This window comes from Phytobacter cepae (genome assembly GCF_054165735.1).
Genome location: NZ_CM135107.1, coordinates 980,644 through 1,002,964, shown reverse-complemented (window position 1 = coordinate 1,002,964; position 22,321 = coordinate 980,644). Strand labels below are relative to the sequence as shown.

The window sequence follows — 22,321 nt, the reverse complement described above, 5'->3', positions numbered from 1 at the left end:
CTCTCGCCCCACGCTTCGCCGTGGGGCGTGTTTTACTCTTCCGCCTGGAAAAGGGCATCAAGGCCGCTTCGCCGCTCCGTGCGGGTGGCGATAGCCTGCGCCAGTACGCGATCGTCCGCATACATAGAGAGTCGTTTTTTGGCGCGGGTGATGGCGGTATAAACCAGTTCTCGTGTCACCACCGGCACAAACTGCCCCGGCAGGATCAGTGCGGCATGATCAAATTCCGACCCTTGTGATTTATGAACTGTCATCGCCCAGGCGGTCTCATGCTCGGGTAGACGGCTCGGCTGAACAGACTTCATCGTGCCATCAGGCAGCGGGAACCAGACGCGGATCCCCTCTCCCTGATCGAGGGCGATGCCGATATCACCGTTAAACAGCCCCAACGATGCATCATTACGGGTAATCATCACGGGACGTCCGTGATACCAGCGTCCTTGTGCAGGGCGAAAAATATGTCGCTGACGTACCAGTGCCTGCTCAATACGTTCATTGAGGCCGCTCACACCAAACGGGCCTTCGCGCAACGCACATAACAGCTGATACTCTCCGAAAGCCGTAATCACCGCCGAAGGTTGCACATCCTGTCTCAGCAGCGATAAATAATGCGCATAACCTGCCAGCGCATCGTCGATCATCTGCTGATAATCCTCAGTACTGAGCAAGGTTTTACTTTCGATGTCGTCAAAGCCCTGACTGAACACGGCACGGGTGCCTGCTTTATCCCCTTGATTCACTGCTGCAGCCAGTTGACCAATACCGGAATCACTGCCAAAACGGTAGCTTTGCTGCAGAAGACATAAGCTGTCACGTAGTGCGCGCGCTGCCGTTCCGGTTCCCGCCGGCACCGTAAATCCGGTAACGCGTGAGAGTTCAGAGGCGCGTTCCGGCGTAAAACCTGCATTAACCCAGGTGCAAATATCCCCCAACACAGCCCCTGCTTCTACCGAAGCAAGCTGATCGCGATCGCCAAGGAAAATGACGCGCGCATGGGCCGGTAATGCATCAATCAGCCGCGACATCATCGGCAGATCGATCATTGAAGCCTCATCCACCACCAGCACATCCAGATGCAGCGGGTTTCCGGCATGATGACGTAACCGCTGGCTTCCCGGGACGGCTCCCAGTAAGCGGTGCAGCGTGCTGGCTTCGTCCGGTAGCGTCGCTTTTTGCGCATCGCTCAGCGGCAACTGACGCAGCGCTTTCCCGAGCGACTCCGTCAGACGCGCCGCCGCTTTACCGGTAGGTGCGGCCAGGCTAATCCGACAGCGTTGCCCCTCAGCCATCTGCACCAGCGCCGCCAACAGCCTGGCTACGGTGGTGGTTTTGCCTGTACCGGGCCCGCCGGAGATGACCGAAATACGCCGGGTCAGCGCCACTGCTGCCGCCACTTTTTGCCAGTTAATGGCATCCGTTGCGGGAAACAGGTCATCCAGCGCCTGTTTAAGACGTGATTCGTCTACCGTCAGGGGCTGATTAACACGGGCAAAAAAATCGGCCACACGCTGTTCATTGCACCACATCCGGTTCAGGTAAAGCCTGTCTCCGGCAAGGATCATCGGTGCGATCGCTTCACCCTCGCTCACCGCTGCCGAGGCCTGTAGTACCTCACGCCAGTTTTCAGGGCTACCGACCTGCTCGAAAATCGTCTGTAGCAGCGTCGGATTTTTTACAGAGGACATCTCCTCGCCTAAGCGGGTCAGCGGCAGGCAGACATGCCCCTCGCCCGCGTCACGACTCAGGAGTGCCGCAGCCAACATCACCGCAGGCTCATCACTACCTGCAACAGTCCACGCAAACTGGACATCAAGCGGACGCAGCAGTTTTTGTTCAACGGCTTCCAGTAGCAAAGTACGCAACGTCACGACGTTACCTCCTGAGATTCCCCTGCAAACAGGGCATCCATCTTGTCAATTAACGCCGCCTCAGGCCGGGTAGTAAAAATGCCCTGCTGCGGATTACCGGGTTCGATACCACGCAGGAAAAGATAAATAACACCGCCAAAATGGCGTTCATAGTCATAATCGGCGATGCGATGACGCAAATACCGGTGCAAAGCAAGCGTATAGAGCTGGTATTGCAGGTCATAGCGATGGGATTGCATAGCCGCAGCCATCGCCTCGCGGGTATAGGCTTCACTTGATTCACCCAACCAGTTCGATTTGTAATCCAACAGGTAATAGCGCCCGTTGTGACGAAACACCAGGTCGATAAAGCCTTTCAGCATACCGCGCACATCACGAAAATTCAGCGGCGGGCAGTCCGCCGAGAGCGGATCATAATGGCGGATCAGCGCGTCCAGTTTTTCCGCACGCAAATGCTGTTCAATGGGCACGTAAAATTCCATCTCTACCTGTTTGTCTTTGGCCGTCAGCTCGCATAATGCTAACCCTGTATCGCCAAGCGGTGCCTGCAAAACAGCCTCAATCCAGTCGCCTATCACCGGTTGCCAGTGGGCTTCAAAGCCGCCGGCCAGCAGTTTTTCACTGACCCATTCCGCCGCCACCGGCTGGGTAAAATCGAGATCTTCAAATAAACCATGTAAGAAGGTGCCGGGTGACGCCCCGCGTGGGAACTGGTGTGGCGTCAACATGGGTTCATTCAGGGAATCACGCTCCCCTACGGCATCAATATCCAGTCGCGGCAGCAGATCCTGAGCCATACCGTGAGCACGCTGCTGGAGGCCTGAGTAACTGGTCACTCGCCAGTCATCAGCAATCAGACGTTCTACCTGCCGGGCATGAAGTGAGAGTGCCCCGCTTTGCGGTATTTCCCAGCGGGTATTATCCGATGCACCGGGCGTGTGCAACGCAATATCCTCGTTGCACAACGCGCCGATCGCCGCCCGCAGACCACTGGCATCCATGGGCTCGCCACGTTGAATAAGACGCCCCAGCGCGCTGAGGTGAAGATCGGTTTCGCCCGCTTTTTCTCCACGACGCCGAAACAGCGGCGCGATGCCCAGGCTGCAGTGCCAGACCGAACGGGTCAAAGCAACGTAGAGCAGGCGTAAATCTTCTGCCAGCCGCTCTGTTTCTGCCAACGCGATACTCTCCTCGGCACCACTCAAATCGAGCACGGACGCGAAGGTGTCGCGATCGTGGTAAAAAGCCTGATCCTGGACGCGGAAATTGGCAATAAAGGGCAGCCAGACCAGCGGATACTCCAGGCCTTTCGATTTATGGATGGTGACGATTTTCACCAGGTGCTTATCGCTCTCCAGACGCAACTGTTCGCTGGAGGCATTGGTGTCAGGTTCAGCGATATGCTGTGCCAGCCAGCGCACCAGCGCATATTCACTTTCGACCTTAGTCCCCGCCTCCTGTAACAGTTCGCCGAGGTGTAAAATATCGGTCAGACGCCGTTCGCCACCCGCCGTCGCCAACAGGTTCTCTGCAATCTGACGCGCACTCATCAGCGCATGCAGCATCGGCATCACGCCACGCTTTTGCCACTGTTCGCGCCAGCCAGCGAACTCCTCGACGACCGCATCCCATGCTGCTTCATCGTTATTGAGTGTTTCAATATCCAACGCACTCAGGCCCAGCATCGCGGTCGCCAACGCGCTACGCAGCGTACTTTCGCGTTCGGGCGCCAGTACCGCCTGCAACAACCACAACATCTCCTGCGCTTCCGGCGTCTCGAAGACGCTGTCACGGTTTGAAAGATAGACCGAGGGAATGTTCAGCAGCCCAAGCGCATCGCGGATAAGGGTGGCTTCGTGGCGGCTACGCACCAGCACGGTGATATCCGAGGCCCGCAATGGTCTGCGCTTTTCGCCTTCGTAAAGCAGTGCATCACCGGCCTGCCCGGCCATCAGCCAGTCACGGATTTGCGCAGCACAGTGGCCCGCCATTGATGACTGATAGTCTGAAACGCCAACGCCCTCTCCGTCCATCAGCCACATCGACATGGCAGGCTGCTTTTCGCCTTTCACCACAAAGCGAAGTGACTGGTTTTTGGCAGCAAATTTTACCGGCTGGAAAGGTATTTGCCGGAACATAAAGGCGTCTTTAATCTGACTAAAAATCCGGTTCACGCTCTCGACCATTCCTGGTGCTGATCGCCAGTTGGTATCGAGCGTATAGCGCGCGGTGACTTCATCGCGCGCTTTCATATAGGTGAAAATATCCGCCCCGCGAAATGCGTAAATGGCCTGCTTAGGATCACCGATTAAGAGCAGTGCATTGTCAGGCTGATGGTGCCAGATGCGGCGAAAAATACGGTATTGCTGGGGATCGGTATCCTGAAATTCATCGATCATCGCGACCGGAAAACGGGCACGAATGGCGGCCGCCAGGGCATCGCCATTGGCGCTTTGCAATGCGCTGTCCAGTCGACTGAGCATATCGTCAAAGCCTAAAACGCCGCGGCGGCGTTTTTCCAGGGCCACCGTCTCGCGAATTTCACGCATGGCGCGGGTCAGCACCAGGTCTTTTAAGGTCAACGGAGACGCTAACAGCGTTTCAATTGCCTCGAATAGCGGATGTTCAGGAACCACAGTGCCCGGTTTTGTGCGTTCGCGCAGGAAAGACTGAGCAAATTTTTCCAGCGGTTCGGGTAACTGATAGCTGAGGGTCTCTTCCTGAGCCCAGGCGCTAATTTTTTCAATCCACCGGGCCTGATTGGTGCGGTTAAATTTTTGCCGCATGATACCCGAGCCTTCAATCAGCGCGTCCAGCTCCGCAACGGAACTAAGCCAGAACTGCTTAACGCTATTGATTTGCTCAAGGATTTTTTGATGACGACTCTGCAAGGTTTCATCGTCAGGCGGCGCAGATTTTATGTGCGGCGCTTCACCCTGCAAATAGCGGTCAATAGCTTTCAACAGATCCTGCGGCCCTTTCCACGATGCATGGATCACTTGAGCCAGATCGCGTGGCAAGGGGTAACAGTGTCGACGCCAGAAGTCTGCACAAGCCTGATAACGCAGTATTGATTCATCTTCAATCAGCTGTTGCTCAAACAACATGCCCGACTCAAAAGCATTCAGGCTTAGCATTCGCTGGCAGAAACCGTGAATGGTGAACACCGCCGCTTCGTCCATCTGCCGCTCGGCCAGCATCAGCCACTGGGCCGCCTGCTGTTTGTCGTCAATTTCGTCAAGCAGGCGTGCATAGAGAGGGTTATCAGAAGATTCACGCAGGCAGGCGATCCGCAGTTCGTGAATATTGCTACGGATACGTCCACGCAGTTCTGCGGTGGCAGCCTCTGTAAAGGTGACGACCAGCAGCTCTTCTACATTGAGCGGCCTCGGAAAGGCGGACTCGCCGCCTAGTCCGAGTAGCAGCCGCAAATAGAGTGCGGCGATGGTGAAGGTTTTACCGGTGCCCGCAGAGGCTTCAATCAGACGCTCGCCAATAAGCGGCAAGCGCAGGGGATCAAGGGACTCAGCGGTTTCACTCATTTTTCTCGCTCATCAGGTACCAAGGGTAAGGATTGCTGCAACGCGCTGACGTTTTCCCACACTTTCCAGCCCTGTGGATGGACATATTCCACCTTCCCACTCTGGCTTCCGGAAATCTGCGACAAAATCGCTATGCCCTGCGGCTCTACCACGGCCTGATGGAAGAAGTCGGCAAGTTTCTGCGGCGTCAGCAGTTTAATCTGAGCCACTACTTTATCACGTGAATCGAACCGCATATTACCGCGATCGAAATCTTTGCTGAGTTTAGACGCCTCTTCACCCAGGGTTTGCGGTGCCTGCTCAATTTGGGTAATCACCCCTTGCTGAACCTGAGCAAACTCTTCCGGTTTCATTGCACGTAATTTTGCTTCTGCCGTTGGGAAGAACGCTTTATAACGCTCCCAAAGATAAGCGGGTTGTTTTTCGTTGCTTTGCAGCAGGAAGCCCATTCCCCACTGGCGCCCGACACTCATCGGGAAAGCAAAGACGGCATAGCCCAGCTGTTCTTCCGTACGCAGCTGGCTATAGAACCACGGCTGAACAATCTGCCCCAGCATCGCGCTGTAAGCGGTACTGGTAAATTCGTCATAGCCTTTTGGAACAAACACGGCAGCGAGCGCGGAATCCGTGCTGGTGCCCGCTTTTTCAAAGATTACCGACTGCGGTTTGTCTACCAGAACGTCTTTATTGCGACACCATTCGTTGCCATTGGCCCCCAGCGTCTTTTGAACGCCACGAGCAAGGTCTTTTGCCTGCTGCTGCGACAGATTTCCTACGATCAGGAATTCAGGGCGAGCGTTGGATTTCAACGCGTTACGGTAGGTCATGATATCGTCGAGCGTGACAGAGGACAGCAACGCACGGCGCTCTTCTCGCTGGAAATAAGGCACCTGGGAGAGCATCTGCACCGGCATAATGGCCTGATCGAAGGCTTTGCCTTTTTCAGCCGAATCCATCATCTGGGCATACCAGGACTTCGCCTGCTCAAGCTGTTCTGCGGTGGGGGTATAACTGAAATACCCGTCCAGCAGCGCTTCAAAGAGCTGAGGCAACCGTTGGGTATAGCCATTCGCATTAAGCATCAGGCCATTATTAGCATTGGTGGAGAAACTGATTCCCCCGACAGCCGCCTGGTTGCTTAGCTGATCAAGCGCGATGCCTGCCAGATAGTCGTTCAGCGCAAACATGACCTGATTTTTCGCGCTATCCATTGCCTGCGGGTTGCGCAGAACTACACTGACATCGGCCTTCGGCTCGCTGGCAAAGTAGCGGCTTGGAGAATAAACCACCCGCAGATTCGGCTCATCGATAATCAACTCCGGGTGCGCATAGGTTTTTTCAGGCTTGATCAGCGTGAAATCATCCGGAATGTAAGGGTTTAATTGAGGCGTTTGCAGCGCAATCGCGCTCGCTGATTTCTGCCACTCAGCAAAGGTCCTGGCGGAAATTTTATCCACCTGATAAGGCGCTTCGACGAAATAGGCCGTCTTGTTATGCGGTTCATTCGGGCTGATATACCAGATGCGCGCATTTTGCGGCGTCATCTCATCGAGACGCGCCTGTATCGCTTTCGGGTCATACCGATCGGCAATATTGACTGAATCCAGCGTATGGGCGACCGGTACACGGATCATGGTGTCCGCCAGCCATTCGACATAGCCCATATCACGCGTGATAGAGGGATAACGGAAGTCCAGGTCCAGAATGTGCGCCAGTTCATCGAAGTAACGCTTATCGACGCCTTTTTCACGCAACAGATTGAGGTAGCTGAAAACGGCCGCCACCACGGTGTCACGGTTGGCCAGTCCTTTATCCGTCAGCGTGACGGAGATGGCCAGGACGCCGCTGTTGCCGTTAACGACAGGATCGGAATCCCCACGAACGCCTTCCGCCAGCCCCTGCTTTTGCAGCCAGTCAGAGAGCGTGCCAGGGCTACGGTTGCCCACAAGATAAGTGATCAGCTCATCGGTTTTGCTGCGGAACTGCGCGGTGTTGTTATCAATACGGAATTCCACACGTAACACTTTTCGCGGCACGGCAGGAACGTAGTGGATGATGACGCCTTTTTGAGCATCCGTCACCACCGGCACATCAATAACCGGACGTTCAATGTTCTTGTTGGGCACGCGGCCCCAGGTGTCAGCGGCAATTTTTGCCAGTTCAGGCAGCGGACGGTTACTGTAAATGACCGCTTTCATCAGATTGGCTGAGTAATATTTATCGCGAAACGCCAGCAACGCGTCATGCACCGGATTGCCGGGCTTGTCGCTGAGGGTTTCCAGGTTCCCCCCCGAGAATTTTGAACCCGGATGCGCGGGGTTAATGGTTTCTGCACTGACCTGTGCCATACGCATACCGTCACGCGTACGCGCCATTGTCAGTTCAGCGTTAACCGCATTGCGTTCACGATCGGCATATTTCTTTTGCAGCAGCGGCTCAGCGATGGCATCCGACAGGCGATCGACCGCCCCTTCAAGGGCATTGTTTTCCACTTCAAGGTAGTAAGCTGTGCGGTAAGGTGCCGTACTGGCATTATGGCTGCCGCCGTGAAGTTTCAGGTATTCAGCCAGGCTATCCGGTGAAGGGTATTTCTTCGACCCCATCAGCGTCATGTGTTCAAGATAGTGAGCAAGTCCCTGATGAGAATCAGGATCCTCAAGCGATCCGACAGGGACCACCATCGCGCAGAGGGATTTCACCGCCTGCGGATCGGAAACCAGCAGCACAACCATACCGTTATCCAAACGAATGGCCTGATACTGACGTAAATCTTTATCACTCTTGCGGATGGTTTCCTGAATCGGTTGCCAACCATTGTCTGCCTGACCGTATGATGCCCAGAGGGCAAAAAACAATACAAACGCTTTTAACCAGGTGCTGCGGGGCATTCACGAACCTCATCATTAACTAGCCCGTTGATTTCCTGACCGTGAAAATCGCCGGGTGAAACGTGTGTCGGCTAAAGAGCCGACCTCTTGGTATATCAGTCCGTGACCCAATGCGCATAATTCAGAACAGGTTGAATCTGCGCCTTTTTTTATACAGTCAATCCGGCTGATTGAAACGATATATCGGTAACAGATAGCGCTGCGCAAGCTCGGTAATCTGCACAAAATGTTCCGGTGTCAGGGCGCGTAGCAGACGTTGATACCAGACATCATCCCCTTCACCTCGTGCCACCATATTGCCTTCCCAGGCCTGCAAAAATTTGCTTTGTGCTTTTTGCAACGTTGCCTCGTCCTTTAACATGGCATCATTTGCCGCGTCGTAACAGGCTTTTATCCAGGCGCCACCACTTTCTGGTAGCAACAGCAGCGGTTTTGCCATCCCTTCGCGGTAGCCTTCAATCATCTCGGCTAAGTGTTGCAACGCCACATCAGGCGCAAGGGCCGGGAAGCGCCACTGGCCCTCTTTACGGACCAGAATTCGGCTTTCCCCAACGCCACCGCTGGCACAGTAGACAAGATGTTCGAGCCAAAGTTGCAGGCCCTGAGTAACCCTCAGCATTGAGGGCCGCCAGCGCAGCAACCCATCAGGCTGCACGTGCGGCAACCATCCGGTCAGACGCACCCCTGCACAGAGGAGATCGATTTCCATACTGCTACCGGGCTGGCGCTCGGCAATGACCCGGTCGGCAAGCTCCTGCATTTCATCCTGTTGCGTCTCCCAGATGATTTCGCCAAAGGCCCCGTAAGGGAGCGAGCCTGCCGCCCGATAACGACGATACAGTTTGTCGGCATCCTCCTGCTCTACCAGGGCGTTAAGCAACTCTTGATTAAGCTGGTAGCGGTTAAGCCCGTCGATAATAAACGGCTCAGCATCGGGAATATCGCTCTCCTCCGGGCGGAAATTGACCCTCAGGCGCATCTGAAAGAATGCGCGTACCGGATGGCCCCAGAATCGGAGTAACTGATCAAAATTGAGCGTCTCAAACTGGGCAGGACTAAGCTGCTGAATAAATTCCGGATGCGCTTCGCCCTGTTCGCTGGCGGCAGGAAGCCACTCACGGGCGTAGCTCTGCCACTCGCTTTTCGCAAAATTGGTGGCATCAAAAGGCATACGCGGATGAAGATGACAGATATGCGCCTTGACCCGCTTTTCACTCTCGTCACAGTTGAGTGCTTCGTCTCCCGGTAAATGATGACTTTGACCGATGTAATCGAGGAGTTCTTGCACCAGCACGGAGGGAAAACGTTCCGCGTTATCCTGAATAGAGCGCCCAATAAAGCTGATATAGAGTTTTTGTTGCGCGGAGAGCACGGCCTCAAGAAATAAATAGCGGTCATCGTCACGGCGGCTTCGGTCTCCACGCTGTGCCTGATGGCTCATCAAATCGAATCCCAGCGGTGGCATTGCGCGTGGGTAAATACCGTCGTTCATGCCCAGCAGGCAGACCACCTTAAAGGGAATAGAGCGCATTGGCATTAGCGTACAGATATTTACCGGCCCGGCCAGGAAACGCTGGCTTATACGCTCCTGATCAAGACGCTGAGCCAGTTCATCCCGCAAGACAGAGAGGGGAACCTCCTCGCCATAAGCGGCTTCCACGCCCTGCGCAATAATGGCCTGCCACTGCTGTTCAATCAGTGCCAGAGCAGCCTCTGTTTCCTGATCGGGCAGGAAAAAGTCGTTAAGCATCTCCCGGCAGACCGGTAGCCACTCTTCAAGAGGGCGCTCCTGTGCAAGGCCAAGTCGCCATGTTTTAAGCTGCATTAAAAGTGAGGCAAGGTGCCCCACCAGCTCAGCAATCAGTCCACTCGATTCATCGTATGGCAGAATGGATTGCCACTCTCCCTGACGACTTTCCATGGCATAACCCAATAACATACGTGTCAGGCCAAATTGCCAGGTGTGCTGCCCGGTAGGAGGCAATTCAAGTTCGCGCACATTGTCATCATCAATGCCCCAGCGGATACCCGATTCGTTAACCCACTGACGCAGATAACGTAAACCTTCTTCGTCAATGTTAAAGCGGGCCGCCAGAACGGGAACGTCCAGCAGTGCCAGCACATCTTCAGATACGAAGCGGCTATCAGGAAGGGAGAGTAAAGTGATAAAGGCTTCCAGCGCCGGGTGAGCCTGGCGCGCACGCCGATCAGAGATGGCATAGGGAAGGTAGCGCTCGCCGGTCGCACTGCCGAATACCGCCTGGATATAAGGACTGTAGCTATCAATGTCCGCCACCATCACCACGATATCGCGCGGAGTGAGCTCAGGATCCTCTTCCAGCATGGCCAGCAGACGATCGTGTAAAATTTCGACCTCCCGCTGGGGGCTGTGACAAATGTGCACCGTCACGCTGCGATCGTCAGGATCCAACCGACGTTTTTTATCGCTACGAGCAAACTCTTCTGCATTCACACCCGCTACCGCGCTGTTTTTCAACTCCAGCATGTCGTATTGCAGATTGTGCAGCAGGACACCGGGCGTAGATTCGACGAAGGCATCAAACTCATCAAACTCCTCCAGACCCGCCAGGAGGTAGACATAGTCACGCCCAAGCTTGCCCCAGGATGCCAACAGCGGGTTAGGCAGGTTCTGTTCGCCCTCGTGATTAAAAAGACCTTCCGTCGCTGTCGCATCGCGAAACAACGGTAAACTTTTTTGCTCGCCCAGGCGCTGACGTTGCCGGGTCAGCAGTTTCGCCAGGAACGCCGGATCTTTAATATCTCCCCAGTATTCACGACAGGGATTGGTAAAGAGCACATGCACATCAACATGTTTGCCCAATGCCTGAAGCGCCTGTAAATAGACCGGCGGTAATGCAGAAATACCGCAAATGAAAACCCGGGAGGGAAGCCCTTCAGGCCGCACCTTTGCCGTTTCGAGCGTGTTAATAAAACGCTGGTATAAATTTGCACGGTGCCAGTGCGGCTGACCCAGTGCAGCCGTATGTTCTACCAATGCGCGCCACAGTGGAGCTTGCCAGCTCTGCGCCTCGTTAAGTCCATCAATCAGCTCTCCAGCTTCCCAGCGCGTTAACCAGTGTGGGCGATACACAAGGTACTGGTCATAAAGATCGGCAATCCGTGAAGAGAGCTGAAACAGCTTGCGCTTATCCGCATCATCATCAAGGTAGTGGCGCAGCATGGTGAACTCATCACGCTCGAGCATCGCTGGTAGCAGCGACATTAATTTCCAGCTCATGCTCTGCTTATTAAAGGCACTCTCTTTCGGAATGCCGGGCAGAACGCGCACAAACATATCCCAGATAAAACTTGCCGGAAGCGGGAATTCAATGTTGGCAGCAATGCCGAATTTTTTCGCCAGGGTCATTTGCAGCCATTGCGCCATGCCGGTGCTCTGCACCAGTATGACCTCTGGCTCAAAGGGATCGTCGAGTCTGTCATTTTCAACGATGTATTCCATCAATGCTTCCAGCACATCCAAATGATTGGAGTGATAAACCCTTAGCATACATACTCCTGACTACCGGCGGGTTGGGCAATGCAGTCTCGTCATTTGCCCTCTTCTGCCTGACGGCGAAATAATAGTAATGTTGATGCTGACACATCCTGCGTCGCTTGTCTGCAACCGCTGTACCTGCCATTCAGGCGGTAAAAAGGGGGCCTCTGGCTGTGTCTGCAGCCAGGCTTGACGCCATAATGCGCGGTATTGGCTCCAGAGGGCGAAATCCGCAGCCAGCGCACGGTGGAACCCACCCAGTGCGGTGACAACCATCACCAGCAATACCATCGCAAGCAGGACTTCTGGCAGGCTAAAGCCCTGCTGCTTTACGGAAGCTCGCATAATAGTGCCTCCTTTAAGGGGCAGAAATCACTCCATCCATGCGCTGAAAACACCACCTCGTTCTGCTCAATGTGCCCTCCGCGCCACAGTCGCTGTTCCCCGCTGCCCGCAATCAGCAGAACCCGATGGTCAGCCAGAATTCGCAGGCAAGCACGCCAGGGCTCATTGCGATGCTGCAAACACTGCAAGTCGGGTGTGACGTGCCATGACTGCACCCGCCCCCATTCTAACGCCGACTGGGCGGCCGCATACTGTTGCAGGCTCATACTCTCAGTCGTTACCCGGCGTACATGGGTGACGCGTTGCTGGTTCAGCCCATTTAGCAACAAACTGCCCAACAGTAAAATCAGCAGTACCATGGCGAGAGATGACATGCCTCGCTCGCGGTTCATAGGTTGAACCCTGTTACGCTAAATAAGGCGTTCACGATGCGTTCAGTCTGCCCTTTGATTTTCCCGCCAAGACTAAGGGTAAATACCGGGTAAAAGCCCAAAACCTGATGTTTACTGATCGTAAAATTTTCAATCGTTATCAGTGCGGGATCGGTCATTTTGTCCCACCCTTTCCCCTCACAGGATGTCGCACCACGCAATGTTTCCAGTACGCCATTTTGCAGGCGGAACCCTGTTTGATCGGCATCATTTGTCGGTGTGGTATCCCATCGCCCGTTGCTATTAGCATCCCATTGCACGATCACACACTCACCACCTCGCCCAATGCTCACGGGTTCGCCTTCGCAATGACCATTGCAGTAACCTGCGCGTTGCAGGTGACGGCTGAGGGTGTATATACGTTGCCAGAGTTCGTCTTCCAGCAACTGCACACGCATTTGCTGCAATATGCCCAGTTGTAACGCGGGAAGAAAACGAGCTGCCGCCAGCAACAGAACGCTGCCAATAACCATCGCCAATAGTGTTTCCAGTAATGAGAATCCGTTTTGTCTGCTTAACATGCTTCATCCGATGATTGCTGACACATTCTGATCCGCCCCCAACCCGAGACCACTATCCGCCACTCCCCGGCGCTACTCTTCACGCGAATATGCCCACCCCACGCGGTATTGCGCAGGCCATAAAATCCCAGTGCGGGTGTCACCTCAACCAGTGCGACCTCAGGCCAGACGGGGCGTAATACATAGGGCGATTCCGCCACACATCCTTGCGACAGGCGGGTATGCAAACACCAGCTTTCATTGTCTCGCATGACAGAGATAACCTGTTCACGCGAATGCCAGTTCGCATCATCACGTAGCATTTCCAGAAACTGGCGAACCTGAACAGCGGTTTGCCACAAACGTTGCTGAGCCTGCCAGTAACGCCAGCCAGAAAGCCCTGCACCGCTCAGCATCGCAATGATTGCCACTGCCACCATCATTTCAATTAGGGTGAATCCGCGTTCTTTTTTCATGGCCGCAGTGTGCCGATTGCCGAAAACCTTTTCGAGAACGATGTGAGGGGTTTACGAGGCGCTACGAAGGGTATTCAGGTTGTTGCAAAAGCTTGCATCAGTACTGGAAAGCAGGTCGAAGAAGAGAGTCATAGCCAAAAAAAACCGGCACCCAAAGGCGCCGGTTATGACATGCTCGCACGGTCAGATAGCAACCGGTGCTTTGATTGCAGGATGCGGATCGTAGCCTTCGATCTCAAAATCCTCGAAACGATAATCAAACAGCGAGTCGGGCTTACGTTTGATAACCAACTTCGGCAGTGCGCGCGGTTCACGGCTCAACTGCAGACGCGTCTGTTCGAGGTGGTTGCTGTAAAGGTGGGTATCGCCGCCGGTCCAGACAAAATCGCCGACGTCCAGACAGCACTGCTGGGCCATCATATGCACCAGCAAGGCATAGCTGGCGATATTAAACGGCAGACCCAGGAAGATGTCGCACGAGCGCTGGTACAGCTGGCAGGAGAGTTTTCCGTCCGCGACGTAGAACTGGAAGAATGCATGGCACGGTGCCAGTGCCATTTTATCCAGCTCGCCAACGTTCCACGCAGAGACAATCATGCGGCGGGAATCCGGGTCGTTCTTAATCTGATTGATAACGGTGGTTATCTGGTCGATATGGCGGCCATCCGGCGTTGGCCAGGCGCGCCATTGTTTGCCGTAAACCGGGCCAAGATTGCCCTGCTCATCGGCCCACTCGTCCCAGATAGAAACCTTGTTCTCTTTCAGATAGGCGATGTTGGTATCGCCCTGCAGGAACCATAGCAGCTCATGAATAATGGAGCGCAAATGACAACGCTTGGTGGTCACCAGCGGAAAGCCATCCTGCAGATTAAAACGCATCTGATGACCAAAAATAGAGAGCGTGCCTGTCCCTGTACGGTCGTTTTTCGGGGTGCCCTCATCGAGCACCTTTTGCATCAGTTCTAAATACTGTTTCATGGTTCCTCAGGAAACGTGTTGCGGCGCACGACGACGGTACGCCCAGACCATCATGCCAATACCCGCGACAATCATCGGGATGGAGAGGATCTGCCCCATGCTGATGTACTGTACCCAGGTGCCAGTAAACTGGGCATCCGGCTGGCGGAAGAATTCGACGATGATACGGAATGCGCCGTAGCCGATCAGGAACAGGCCTGATACCGCCCCCATTGGACGAGGTTTGCGAATGTAGAGGTTGAGAATGATAAACAACACAACCCCCTCCAGCGCCAGCTCATACAATTGCGACATATGGCGTGGCAGCACGCCGTAGGTATCGAAAATCGATTGCCACTGCGGATGAGAAGGGAGTAACGCCATATCTTCTGCACGAGAGCTTGGGAAAAGCATCGCCAGCGGGAAATTAGGATCCACGCGGCCCCACAGTTCACCATTAATGAAGTTACCCAGGCGACCGGCTCCGAGACCAAACGGAATCAAGGGGGCAATAAAATCAGCGACCTGGAAAAAGTGGCGTTTGGTGCGTTTGGCGAAAATAAGCATGACGACGATGACACCGATCAACCCCCCGTGGAAGGACATGCCACCATCCCAGACGCGGAAAAGATAAAGCGGATCGCTCATGAAAATCGGGAAATTGTAGAACAGGACGTAGCCGATACGCCCGCCGAGGAAGACCCCGAGGAAGCCGGCATAGAGCAGATTCTCGACTTCGTTTTTCGTCCAGCCGCTGTCAGGGCGGCCCGCGCGGCGCGTTGCCAGCCACATGGCAAAAATAAACCCGACGAGGTACATCATACCGTACCAGTGTAGCGAGACCGGTCCAACGGAGAAAATCACCGGATCGAAGTCCGGGAAACGCAGATAGCCACTATTCATCTGTCACCACAACTTGTTGTTATTCCGCCGAAAGTGGACAGCGGTATAGATACGCGCCCGTGATGGCGGGCGCTCCAAAGGCGCGAATAATAGCATAAGGCGAGCAGGCAGGATGCGGCGAAGTTGTAAAAGATATGTATACCCGTCATCCTTTGCGCCGCAGGGGCGTTGGCTTCGCCAGCGCGTCCCGGTCACATAGTGGTCTATGCTCCCGGGAACTTACTGCCTTGCCGCCTTCCTGCAACGCAAATGATTTAGGGTACCCCGTCCTCTTTACACCGCAGGGGCGTTGGCTTCGCCAGCGCGTCCCGGTCACATGTGGTCTATGCTCCCGGGAACTTACTGCCTTGCCGCCTTCCTGCAACGCAAATGATTTAGGGTACCCCGTCCTCTTTACACCGCAAGAACATTGACTTCGCCCTAGAGCCCGCCGCGAATCAGGCCGCCCAGACCACGACGCTCCATAAAAGCCGCGATTTGATGGCGTACTTCCGTCGCCAGCTGCGCATCAAGCGCACGATTGGCGAGGGTTTGAGCGTCGGCGAAATCAATTCGACGCAGCAAATATTTGATACGTGCAACCGAACGACCGTTCATCGACAGATGATTGAATCCCAGGCCAATTAACAGCGCCACGCACATCGGATCCCCTGCCATTTCACCGCACAAACAAAGTTCAATGCCCAGACGTTCCGTCTCTCGGGCAATCATCGCCAGCGCCCGCAGCAGAGCCGGATTGAGGCTATCGTACATATTCGCCACGTGGGTATTGTTACGATCGACGGCCAGAATGTACTGCGTTAAGTCATTGGTGCCGATGGAGATAAAGTCGACCCGATTAACCAGATGGGAAATCATAAAGACCATTGAGGGCACTTCAAGCATGACACCGATGCGCGGTTTCGGAATGGCATAACCAATCATCTCTTCCACTTCACGCCCGGCACGCTCAATTAATCGTCGTGCTTCGTCCACCTCATCAATATTGGTGATCATCGGCAGCAGGATACTGAGATTGCCACTCGCCGCATTGGCACGCAGCATGGCCCGCACCTGGACAAGGAAGATCTCCGGCTGATCGAGCGTGATCCGTATGCCGCGCCAGCCAAGGCAAGGGTTTTCTTCACTGATAGGCATATAAGGCAATTGCTTATCAGCACCAATATCCAGCGTGCGCAGGGTAACCGGCTTGTCGTTGAACATCTGCAACATACCCTGATATTGCGCCACCTGCTCCTCCTCGGAAGGGAAGCCGTTTTGCAACATAAAAGGTATTTCGGTGCGGTACAGCCCAATGCCATCGATGCGGCTGCCGAGTTTTTCCTCATGCTCCGGGCTGAGGCCCGCATTTAGCATGACTTTTATGCGCTCACCGCTTTTCAGGTGTGCTGCGAGGTTAACATCGTCTTCTGCCAGCCGGGTTAACTCATTCTCTTCAGTGATGAGTCGCTGATATTCCTGCAACAGTACTGGCTCAGGATCAACAAGCAGTTCGCCCCGATAACCGTCCACCACCAGTGTCCGGCGATGCAGTATCGATGGCTGAATATCCGCCCCCATAACCGTGGGGATACCCAGTGCGCGTACCATGATCGCGGCGTGGGAGTTTGCTGCGCCGTCCCGTACCACCACACCCGCGAGCCGGTCATGCGGTAATTCAGCCAGCGTCGTGGCAGAAAGTTCATCCGCGACCAGCACAAAACGTTCAGGCCATGTATTTGGCCCCTGAATATTATCATCAAGGTGAAACAGCAAACGCTGCCCCAGGGTGCGTAAATCGCCAGAGCGTTCTTTTAAGTAGCCATCGCTGAGGGCGGCAAACTGTTCCGCAAAGCGTTCAATAACGGTTTTCACCGCCCACTCTGCGACCAGCCCTTTATCAACTTCGGCAAAAAGTTCGCGGCGCAAACGTGCATCAGAGAGCAAATGCGAGTAGAGGTCGAAAATGGCCGCGGTCTCTTTTTGCGCTCCCGCTGAAAAGCGTTTGCTGTAGCGGCGAAACTCATTGGCGGCCTCTTCCAGCGCGCTGGTCAGCCTTTCACGCTCCTGCGTGGTATTCAGCGTTGATGCTTCATAAACCTGCTCCATGAGCGGCAGGGTTTCATCCATCCACCCTTCGGCAATCGCAACGCCGGATGAAGCAGGAAGTGCACGAATACGGGTCTGACGATACTGACCAAACAGTGCGTTTAGCTGAGATTGCGAGAGAATTGCCGCCATCTGCGTGGCGAGGGTGACAAGAAAGGACTCTTCACTTTCATCAAACTGGCGCAGCTCGCGCTGCTGAACGACCAGCACGCCGAGCAGTTGGCGGCGCTGAATAATCGGCACACCCAAAAAGGCGCGAAAACGCTCTTCTTTTACGGCGGGGATGTATTTAAAGCTGGGATGTTTTTGCGCATCGGCAAGGTTAATAGGCTCAGCAAGCCTGCCAACCAGGCCGACAATTCCCTGATCGAATGCGAGAGTAACCGTGCGCCCGCGCGGTTTTTTCAAACCGCGCGTCGCCATCAGGTAATAGCAGCGCCTGTCATGGTCAGCGAGATAAACAGAACACACCTCGGTATCCATTGCATGACAAATATCCGTGACCAGGATTTCCAGCGCTTCATTTAAACGCGGTGCGCTGGCGACTTTTTCAACGATTTCTCGCAGTCGGGTGAGCATAATGTGCGTGGCTTAACCTCTTTTACGTCGCCAGGCAGGAGCATTTTGCGGCTTAGGTGGTGTTTCCTGAAGCGACATCACTGCGCCTGCAAATTCTTTCATCACCCGTCGGTAGACATCGCGTTTAAACGACACCACCTGACGAACAGGATACCAATAGCTTACCCATCGCCAGCCATCGAACTCAGGAGTACTACTGGTTTGCATATTCACGTCAGCATCGCTACTGACCAATTGCAGAAGAAACCACTTTTGTTTCTGGCCGATACAAACCGGCTTTGTGTCCCAACGCACCAAACGTTTCGGTAACTTGTAACGCAACCAGTTACGGGTAGAAGCAAGGATTCGAACATCTTTACGATTTAAGCCCACTTCCTCGAACAGTTCCCGATACATCGCCTGCTCCGGAGATTCACCTGGATTAATTCCCCCCTGGGGAAACTGCCATGAGTGCTGTCCGAAGCGTCTGGCCCACATAACCTGGCCCTGTCGATTACAGATTACGATACCCACATTTGGGCGGTAGCCATCGTCATCAATCACCGGACTACCTCAAAATAAACCTGAATCAAACGATTGTTTCACACTCGCGGAAAACGGTAAACCACTCAATTGCGGCGGCACAAACGGATAACAATTGAATAACTCACAGTTATCGCCCCAGTTATAAACAGGCCCCTCGGCTCAAACCGGGTTTTATTCACGTTTTCTGTGGATAGAGTTGTGAAGAACCCGAGGTTTACCATGGGAAAACCCGGAGTTATCCGAAAACGCGTATAATAGCCCTGGAAAATAAAATCATTTCATTCATTAAGTTACATTGAAAATTCCCTGCTCAACATCGCATAATGTGATGATCATCACTTAACCGATCCTTTGAGTGATGAAAGATCGAACAACGACGTTTTTATCCACAGATTATGCCATTAAGTTAGGCACATTTTGTGCAAAAATTGGATTTTGGTCGCACGTCAAGGCTGTAAATCGAAACAGTAGTGAGAGTTTTACCCAGTTATCCCATTTTTCTGTGGATAACATGGTGTAAGATCCTGTTCATTGTCAGTGACCAGATTTGGACAACTTCTTGTTTTGTTGCGCAACGAAGGGAGTTCGACGTTAAAAGGTTTTATTTATCATGACTTTGACTAAGTTTTAGCGAAATCTATTTATTGAATTCAAACCGTGAACAAATGCTGTTCACTTTTTAACCAGGGCGCAAAAATGTCGGATCTCTTTCCATTAACATCTTCTCCCGAATCCGAAACACAGCTCTTTTTGCAGGCGCAGGCGCTTGCGGGTTACACCCTCGGCGAACTCGCCACCCTCGTCGGCCTGCCGGTTCCGCGCGATTTGAAACGTGATAAAGGCTGGACGGGTGTGTTACTGGAACAATGGTTGGGCGCCAGCGCGGGAAGTAAACCCGAGCAGGATTTCGCCCATCTGGGCGTGGAGTTGAAAACGATCCCGATCGACAGTTCAGGTCGCCCACTGGAGACGACATTTGTTTGCGTCGCGCCGTTAACGGGCAATTCCGGCGTGACCTGGGAAACCAGCCACGTACGCCATAAATTGCAGCGCGTGTTATGGATCCCTATAGAAGGTTCTCGCGATATCCCCGTTGCCGAACGCCGGGTAGGCTCCCCTTTGTTATGGAGCCCTGATGCTGAAGAAGAACATCAGCTGCGTCTGGACTGGGAGGAGTTAATGGATTTGATTGTACTGGGTCAGGTTGAACGTATCACCGCGCGTCATGGTGAGGTACTGCAGCTCCGCCCAAAAGCCGCCAACAGTAAAGCCCTGACGGAGGCCATTGGTGCACGCGGGGAACCGATATTGACGCTACCGCGGGGGTTCTATCTGAAAAAGAATTTCACCGGTGCGCTGCTGGCCCGGCATTTCGTGATTCAAGGGGATTAATTTTTTACCTCTGCCCGCCGCGCGCTTATAATCAGCGTTTCTTTTTTGGCAGGACTTTTAGAGATGTTATTTGCATGGATTACCGATCCCAACGCCTGGCTTGCCCTTGGCACGCTAACGCTTTTGGAGATAGTGCTTGGGATCGACAATATTATTTTCCTTTCTCTGGTGGTCGCAAAGCTGCCCACTGCCCAGCGTAACCACGCACGGCGGTTGGGTCTGGCGGCGGCAATGATCATGCGATTATTGTTGCTGGCTTCTATTGCCTGGATTACCAAACTCACCACTCCGCTGTTTGAGGTGTTTAACCACTCCGTTTCCGCTCGTGACCTGATTCTCTTCCTCGGTGGCCTTTTCCTGATCTGGAAAGCCAGTAAAGAGATCCATGAAACGATCGAAGGCGAGGAGGAGAGCCTTAAAACGAACGTCAATTCGTTCCTTGGCGCTATCGTACAGATCATGCTGTTGGATATTATATTCAGCCTCGACTCGGTGATTACTGCCGTTGGCCTGTCCGATCACCTGTTTATTATGATGGCAGCGGTGGTGATTTCCGTTGCGGTGATGATGTTTGCGGCGCGCCCGATTGGTGATTTCGTTGACCGTCACCCTTCCGTTAAAATGCTGGCACTGTCATTCCTGATTCTGGTTGGTTTTACCTTGATTCTGGAAAGCGTCTCGATTCATGTGCCAAAAGGTTACATCTATTTCGCTATGTTCTTCTCCATCGCGGTAGAAAGCCTTAATTTATTGCGCAATAAGAAAAAACCACTGTAATACGGCGCCTCCCCCACGGGGGAGGCACGCGTTATCCTGCTTTTGCTCCCAGTTTAAGATTTTCCCTCTTTTTTATCCCGTAACATCAGGTTATTACTAAACTTATGTATCAAACAGGTCAGCCGAGGGTAAAAGGATGAAGAATTGGGCAGTACTCATTTCTGCAGTAGGGTTAGCATTTGCAGTATCGGGTTGTAGCAGTGATTATGTGATGGCAACGAAAGACGGCAGGATGATCCTGACGGAAGGCAAGCCAAAAGTTGACGATGATACCGGGTTGGTCAGCTATCGCGATCAGCAGGGTAATAAAATGCAGATTAACCGCGATGACGTTTCTCAGATTCTCGAACGCTAAAAAATTCTCTTAAAGGTCAGTGACCTGCTGACCTTTTTTCACTCCCCCTCTTTCTCTTTTTTCTCCCCTCTGCCATGTTTATAGTCCTTTGTCAGGCATCTGACGTTGTAAGTAAAGGAAGTTGGCTATGCACTACCACCGTATCCCCCATAGTTCGCTTGAAATAAGCACCCTGGGGCTGGGCACAATGACGTTTGGTGAACAGAATAGTGAAGCCGACGCTCACGCACAGCTGGATTACGCCATCAGCCAGGGGATTAACCTGATTGATGTTGCAGAGATGTACCCTGTCCCGCCGCGCCCGGAAACCCAGGGGTTGACGGAAACCTATGTCGGCAATTGGCTGGCAAAACGCGGTAACCGCGAAAAAGTGGTGCTCGCGTCCAAAGTCAGCGGCCCCTCCCGCAATAATGACAGCGGAATTCGTCCGAACCAGGGGCTGGATCGTAAGAATATCCGCATTGCACTTGAAGATAGCCTGAAGCGGCTGCAAACCGATCATCTCGATCTTTACCAGGTTCACTGGCCCCAGCGCCCCACTAACTGCTTTGGTACCCTCGGCTATAAATGGGCCGACTCCGCCCCGGTGATCACGCTGCTGGAAACGCTGGAAGCGCTGACTGAGTTCCAGCGCGCAGGCAAAATTCGCTACATTGGGGTCTCAAACGAAACCGCCTTCGGGGTGATGCGTTACCTGCAACTGGCGGAAAAACATGAATTGCCGCGCATTGTGACCATTCAGAACCCCTATAGCCTGTTAAACCGCAGCTATGAAGTGGGCCTGGCGGAAGTGACGCAATACGAAGGGGTTGAGCTCCTGGCCTATTCCTGCCTCGCCTTCGGGACATTAAGCGGTAAATACTTAAACGGTGCGAAACCTGCCGGGGCGCGTAATACACTGTTTAGCCGCTTTACCCGTTACAGCGGTGAGCAAGCCCAAAAAGCGATTGCCGCTTATGTGGATATCGCTAAGCGACATAATCTGGATCCATCGCAGATGGCGCTGGCTTTTGTCCGCCGTCAACCCTTCGTTGCCAGCACATTGTTGGGTGCAACGACAATGGAACAGCTAAAAGCCAATGTGGAGAGCCTGCATCTGGAACTGAGCGAAGAGGTGCTGGCAGAGATTGAAGCGGTGCATCAGGTTTATACCTACCCTGCACCGTAACAGGAATCAG

General features: G+C 53.7%; 16 protein-coding genes. 4 read left to right on the top strand and 12 right to left on the bottom strand.

What is annotated here, in order from left to right; all coding sequences use genetic code 11:
- Nucleotides 1-32: 32 nt before the first annotated feature.
- The 12 genes from recD to rppH form a co-directional block, all read right to left on the bottom strand.
- The gene (gene recD, locus ACUY4Q_RS04755) at nucleotides 33-1,868 is read right to left on the bottom strand and encodes an exodeoxyribonuclease V subunit alpha (RefSeq protein WP_458045935.1); all 1,836 of its coding nucleotides are present in this window, start codon (nucleotides 1,866-1,868) and stop codon (nucleotides 33-35) included.
- Complete coding sequence (recB, locus tag ACUY4Q_RS04750) at nucleotides 1,865-5,410, bottom strand: exodeoxyribonuclease V subunit beta (RefSeq protein ID WP_458045934.1); 3,546 nt, start codon at nucleotides 5,408-5,410, stop codon at nucleotides 1,865-1,867. Before recB ends, recD begins: the two co-directional genes overlap by 4 nt.
- Nucleotides 5,407-8,298: a pitrilysin gene (gene ptrA, locus ACUY4Q_RS04745; RefSeq protein ID WP_458045933.1), complete on the bottom strand. Its 2,892-nt coding sequence runs from the start codon at nucleotides 8,296-8,298 to the stop codon at nucleotides 5,407-5,409. The genes recB and ptrA overlap by 4 nt, the downstream gene beginning before the upstream one ends.
- Nucleotides 8,299-8,455: 157 nt before the next feature.
- A complete protein-coding gene (gene recC / locus ACUY4Q_RS04740; protein ID WP_458045932.1) occupies nucleotides 8,456-11,827 on the bottom strand; it encodes an exodeoxyribonuclease V subunit gamma in 3,372 nt (1,123 codons plus the stop codon).
- Nucleotides 11,828-11,839: 12 nt separating this feature from the next.
- Nucleotides 11,840-12,160 carry a prepilin-type N-terminal cleavage/methylation domain-containing protein gene (locus tag ACUY4Q_RS04735; protein ID WP_458045931.1) on the bottom strand — a complete coding sequence of 107 codons (321 nt, stop codon included), beginning with the start codon at nucleotides 12,158-12,160 and terminating at the stop codon, nucleotides 11,840-11,842.
- Nucleotides 12,145-12,552: a DUF2509 family protein gene (locus ACUY4Q_RS04730; RefSeq protein ID WP_458045930.1), complete on the bottom strand. Its 408-nt coding sequence runs from the start codon at nucleotides 12,550-12,552 to the stop codon at nucleotides 12,145-12,147. Before ACUY4Q_RS04730 ends, ACUY4Q_RS04735 begins: the two co-directional genes overlap by 16 nt.
- Nucleotides 12,549-13,112 (bottom strand): prepilin peptidase-dependent protein, encoded by a 564-nt coding sequence (locus ACUY4Q_RS04725; protein WP_458045929.1) that lies wholly within the window; start codon nucleotides 13,110-13,112, stop codon nucleotides 12,549-12,551. Before ACUY4Q_RS04725 ends, ACUY4Q_RS04730 begins: the two co-directional genes overlap by 4 nt.
- Entirely contained in the window at nucleotides 13,106-13,567 is a 462-nt protein-coding gene (locus tag ACUY4Q_RS04720; protein ID WP_458045928.1) for a prepilin peptidase-dependent protein, read from the bottom strand. The genes ACUY4Q_RS04725 and ACUY4Q_RS04720 overlap by 7 nt, the downstream gene beginning before the upstream one ends.
- Nucleotides 13,568-13,750: 183 nt before the next feature.
- On the bottom strand, nucleotides 13,751-14,545 hold the full coding sequence (gene thyA / locus ACUY4Q_RS04715; protein WP_458045927.1) for a thymidylate synthase: 795 nt from the start codon (nucleotides 14,543-14,545) through the stop codon (nucleotides 13,751-13,753).
- A 6-nt stretch (nucleotides 14,546-14,551) separates the two neighbouring features.
- Complete coding sequence (gene lgt, locus ACUY4Q_RS04710; protein WP_458045926.1) at nucleotides 14,552-15,427, bottom strand: prolipoprotein diacylglyceryl transferase; 876 nt, start codon at nucleotides 15,425-15,427, stop codon at nucleotides 14,552-14,554.
- 420 nt (nucleotides 15,428-15,847) lie between these two features.
- Nucleotides 15,848-18,094 (bottom strand): phosphoenolpyruvate--protein phosphotransferase, encoded by a 2,247-nt coding sequence (gene ptsP / locus ACUY4Q_RS04705; RefSeq protein ID WP_458045925.1) that lies wholly within the window; start codon nucleotides 18,092-18,094, stop codon nucleotides 15,848-15,850.
- A gap of 12 nt (nucleotides 18,095-18,106) precedes the next feature.
- The gene (gene rppH, locus ACUY4Q_RS04700) at nucleotides 18,107-18,637 is read right to left on the bottom strand and encodes an RNA pyrophosphohydrolase (protein WP_437433689.1); all 531 of its coding nucleotides are present in this window, start codon (nucleotides 18,635-18,637) and stop codon (nucleotides 18,107-18,109) included.
- Nucleotides 18,638-19,315: 678 nt separating this feature from the next.
- On the opposite strand from rppH, the gene mutH reads away from it, so the two are divergent.
- The 4 genes from mutH to ACUY4Q_RS04680 all read left to right on the top strand — a co-directional run bounded on the left by mutH (nucleotide 19,316) and on the right by ACUY4Q_RS04680 (nucleotide 22,311).
- Nucleotides 19,316-20,011, top strand: a complete 696-nt coding sequence (gene mutH / locus ACUY4Q_RS04695) for a DNA mismatch repair endonuclease MutH (RefSeq protein ID WP_458045924.1) — start codon at nucleotides 19,316-19,318, stop codon at nucleotides 20,009-20,011.
- A 63-nt stretch (nucleotides 20,012-20,074) separates the two neighbouring features.
- On the top strand, nucleotides 20,075-20,788 hold the full coding sequence (locus ACUY4Q_RS04690) for a TerC family protein (protein ID WP_458045923.1): 714 nt from the start codon (nucleotides 20,075-20,077) through the stop codon (nucleotides 20,786-20,788).
- Between the two features lie 136 nt (nucleotides 20,789-20,924).
- Nucleotides 20,925-21,143, top strand: a complete 219-nt coding sequence (locus ACUY4Q_RS04685; RefSeq protein WP_458045922.1) for a YgdI/YgdR family lipoprotein — start codon at nucleotides 20,925-20,927, stop codon at nucleotides 21,141-21,143.
- Between the two features lie 127 nt (nucleotides 21,144-21,270).
- Nucleotides 21,271-22,311 (top strand): NADP(H)-dependent aldo-keto reductase, encoded by a 1,041-nt coding sequence (locus tag ACUY4Q_RS04680; protein WP_458045921.1) that lies wholly within the window; start codon nucleotides 21,271-21,273, stop codon nucleotides 22,309-22,311.
- The last annotated feature ends 10 nt before the right edge of the window (nucleotides 22,312-22,321 follow it).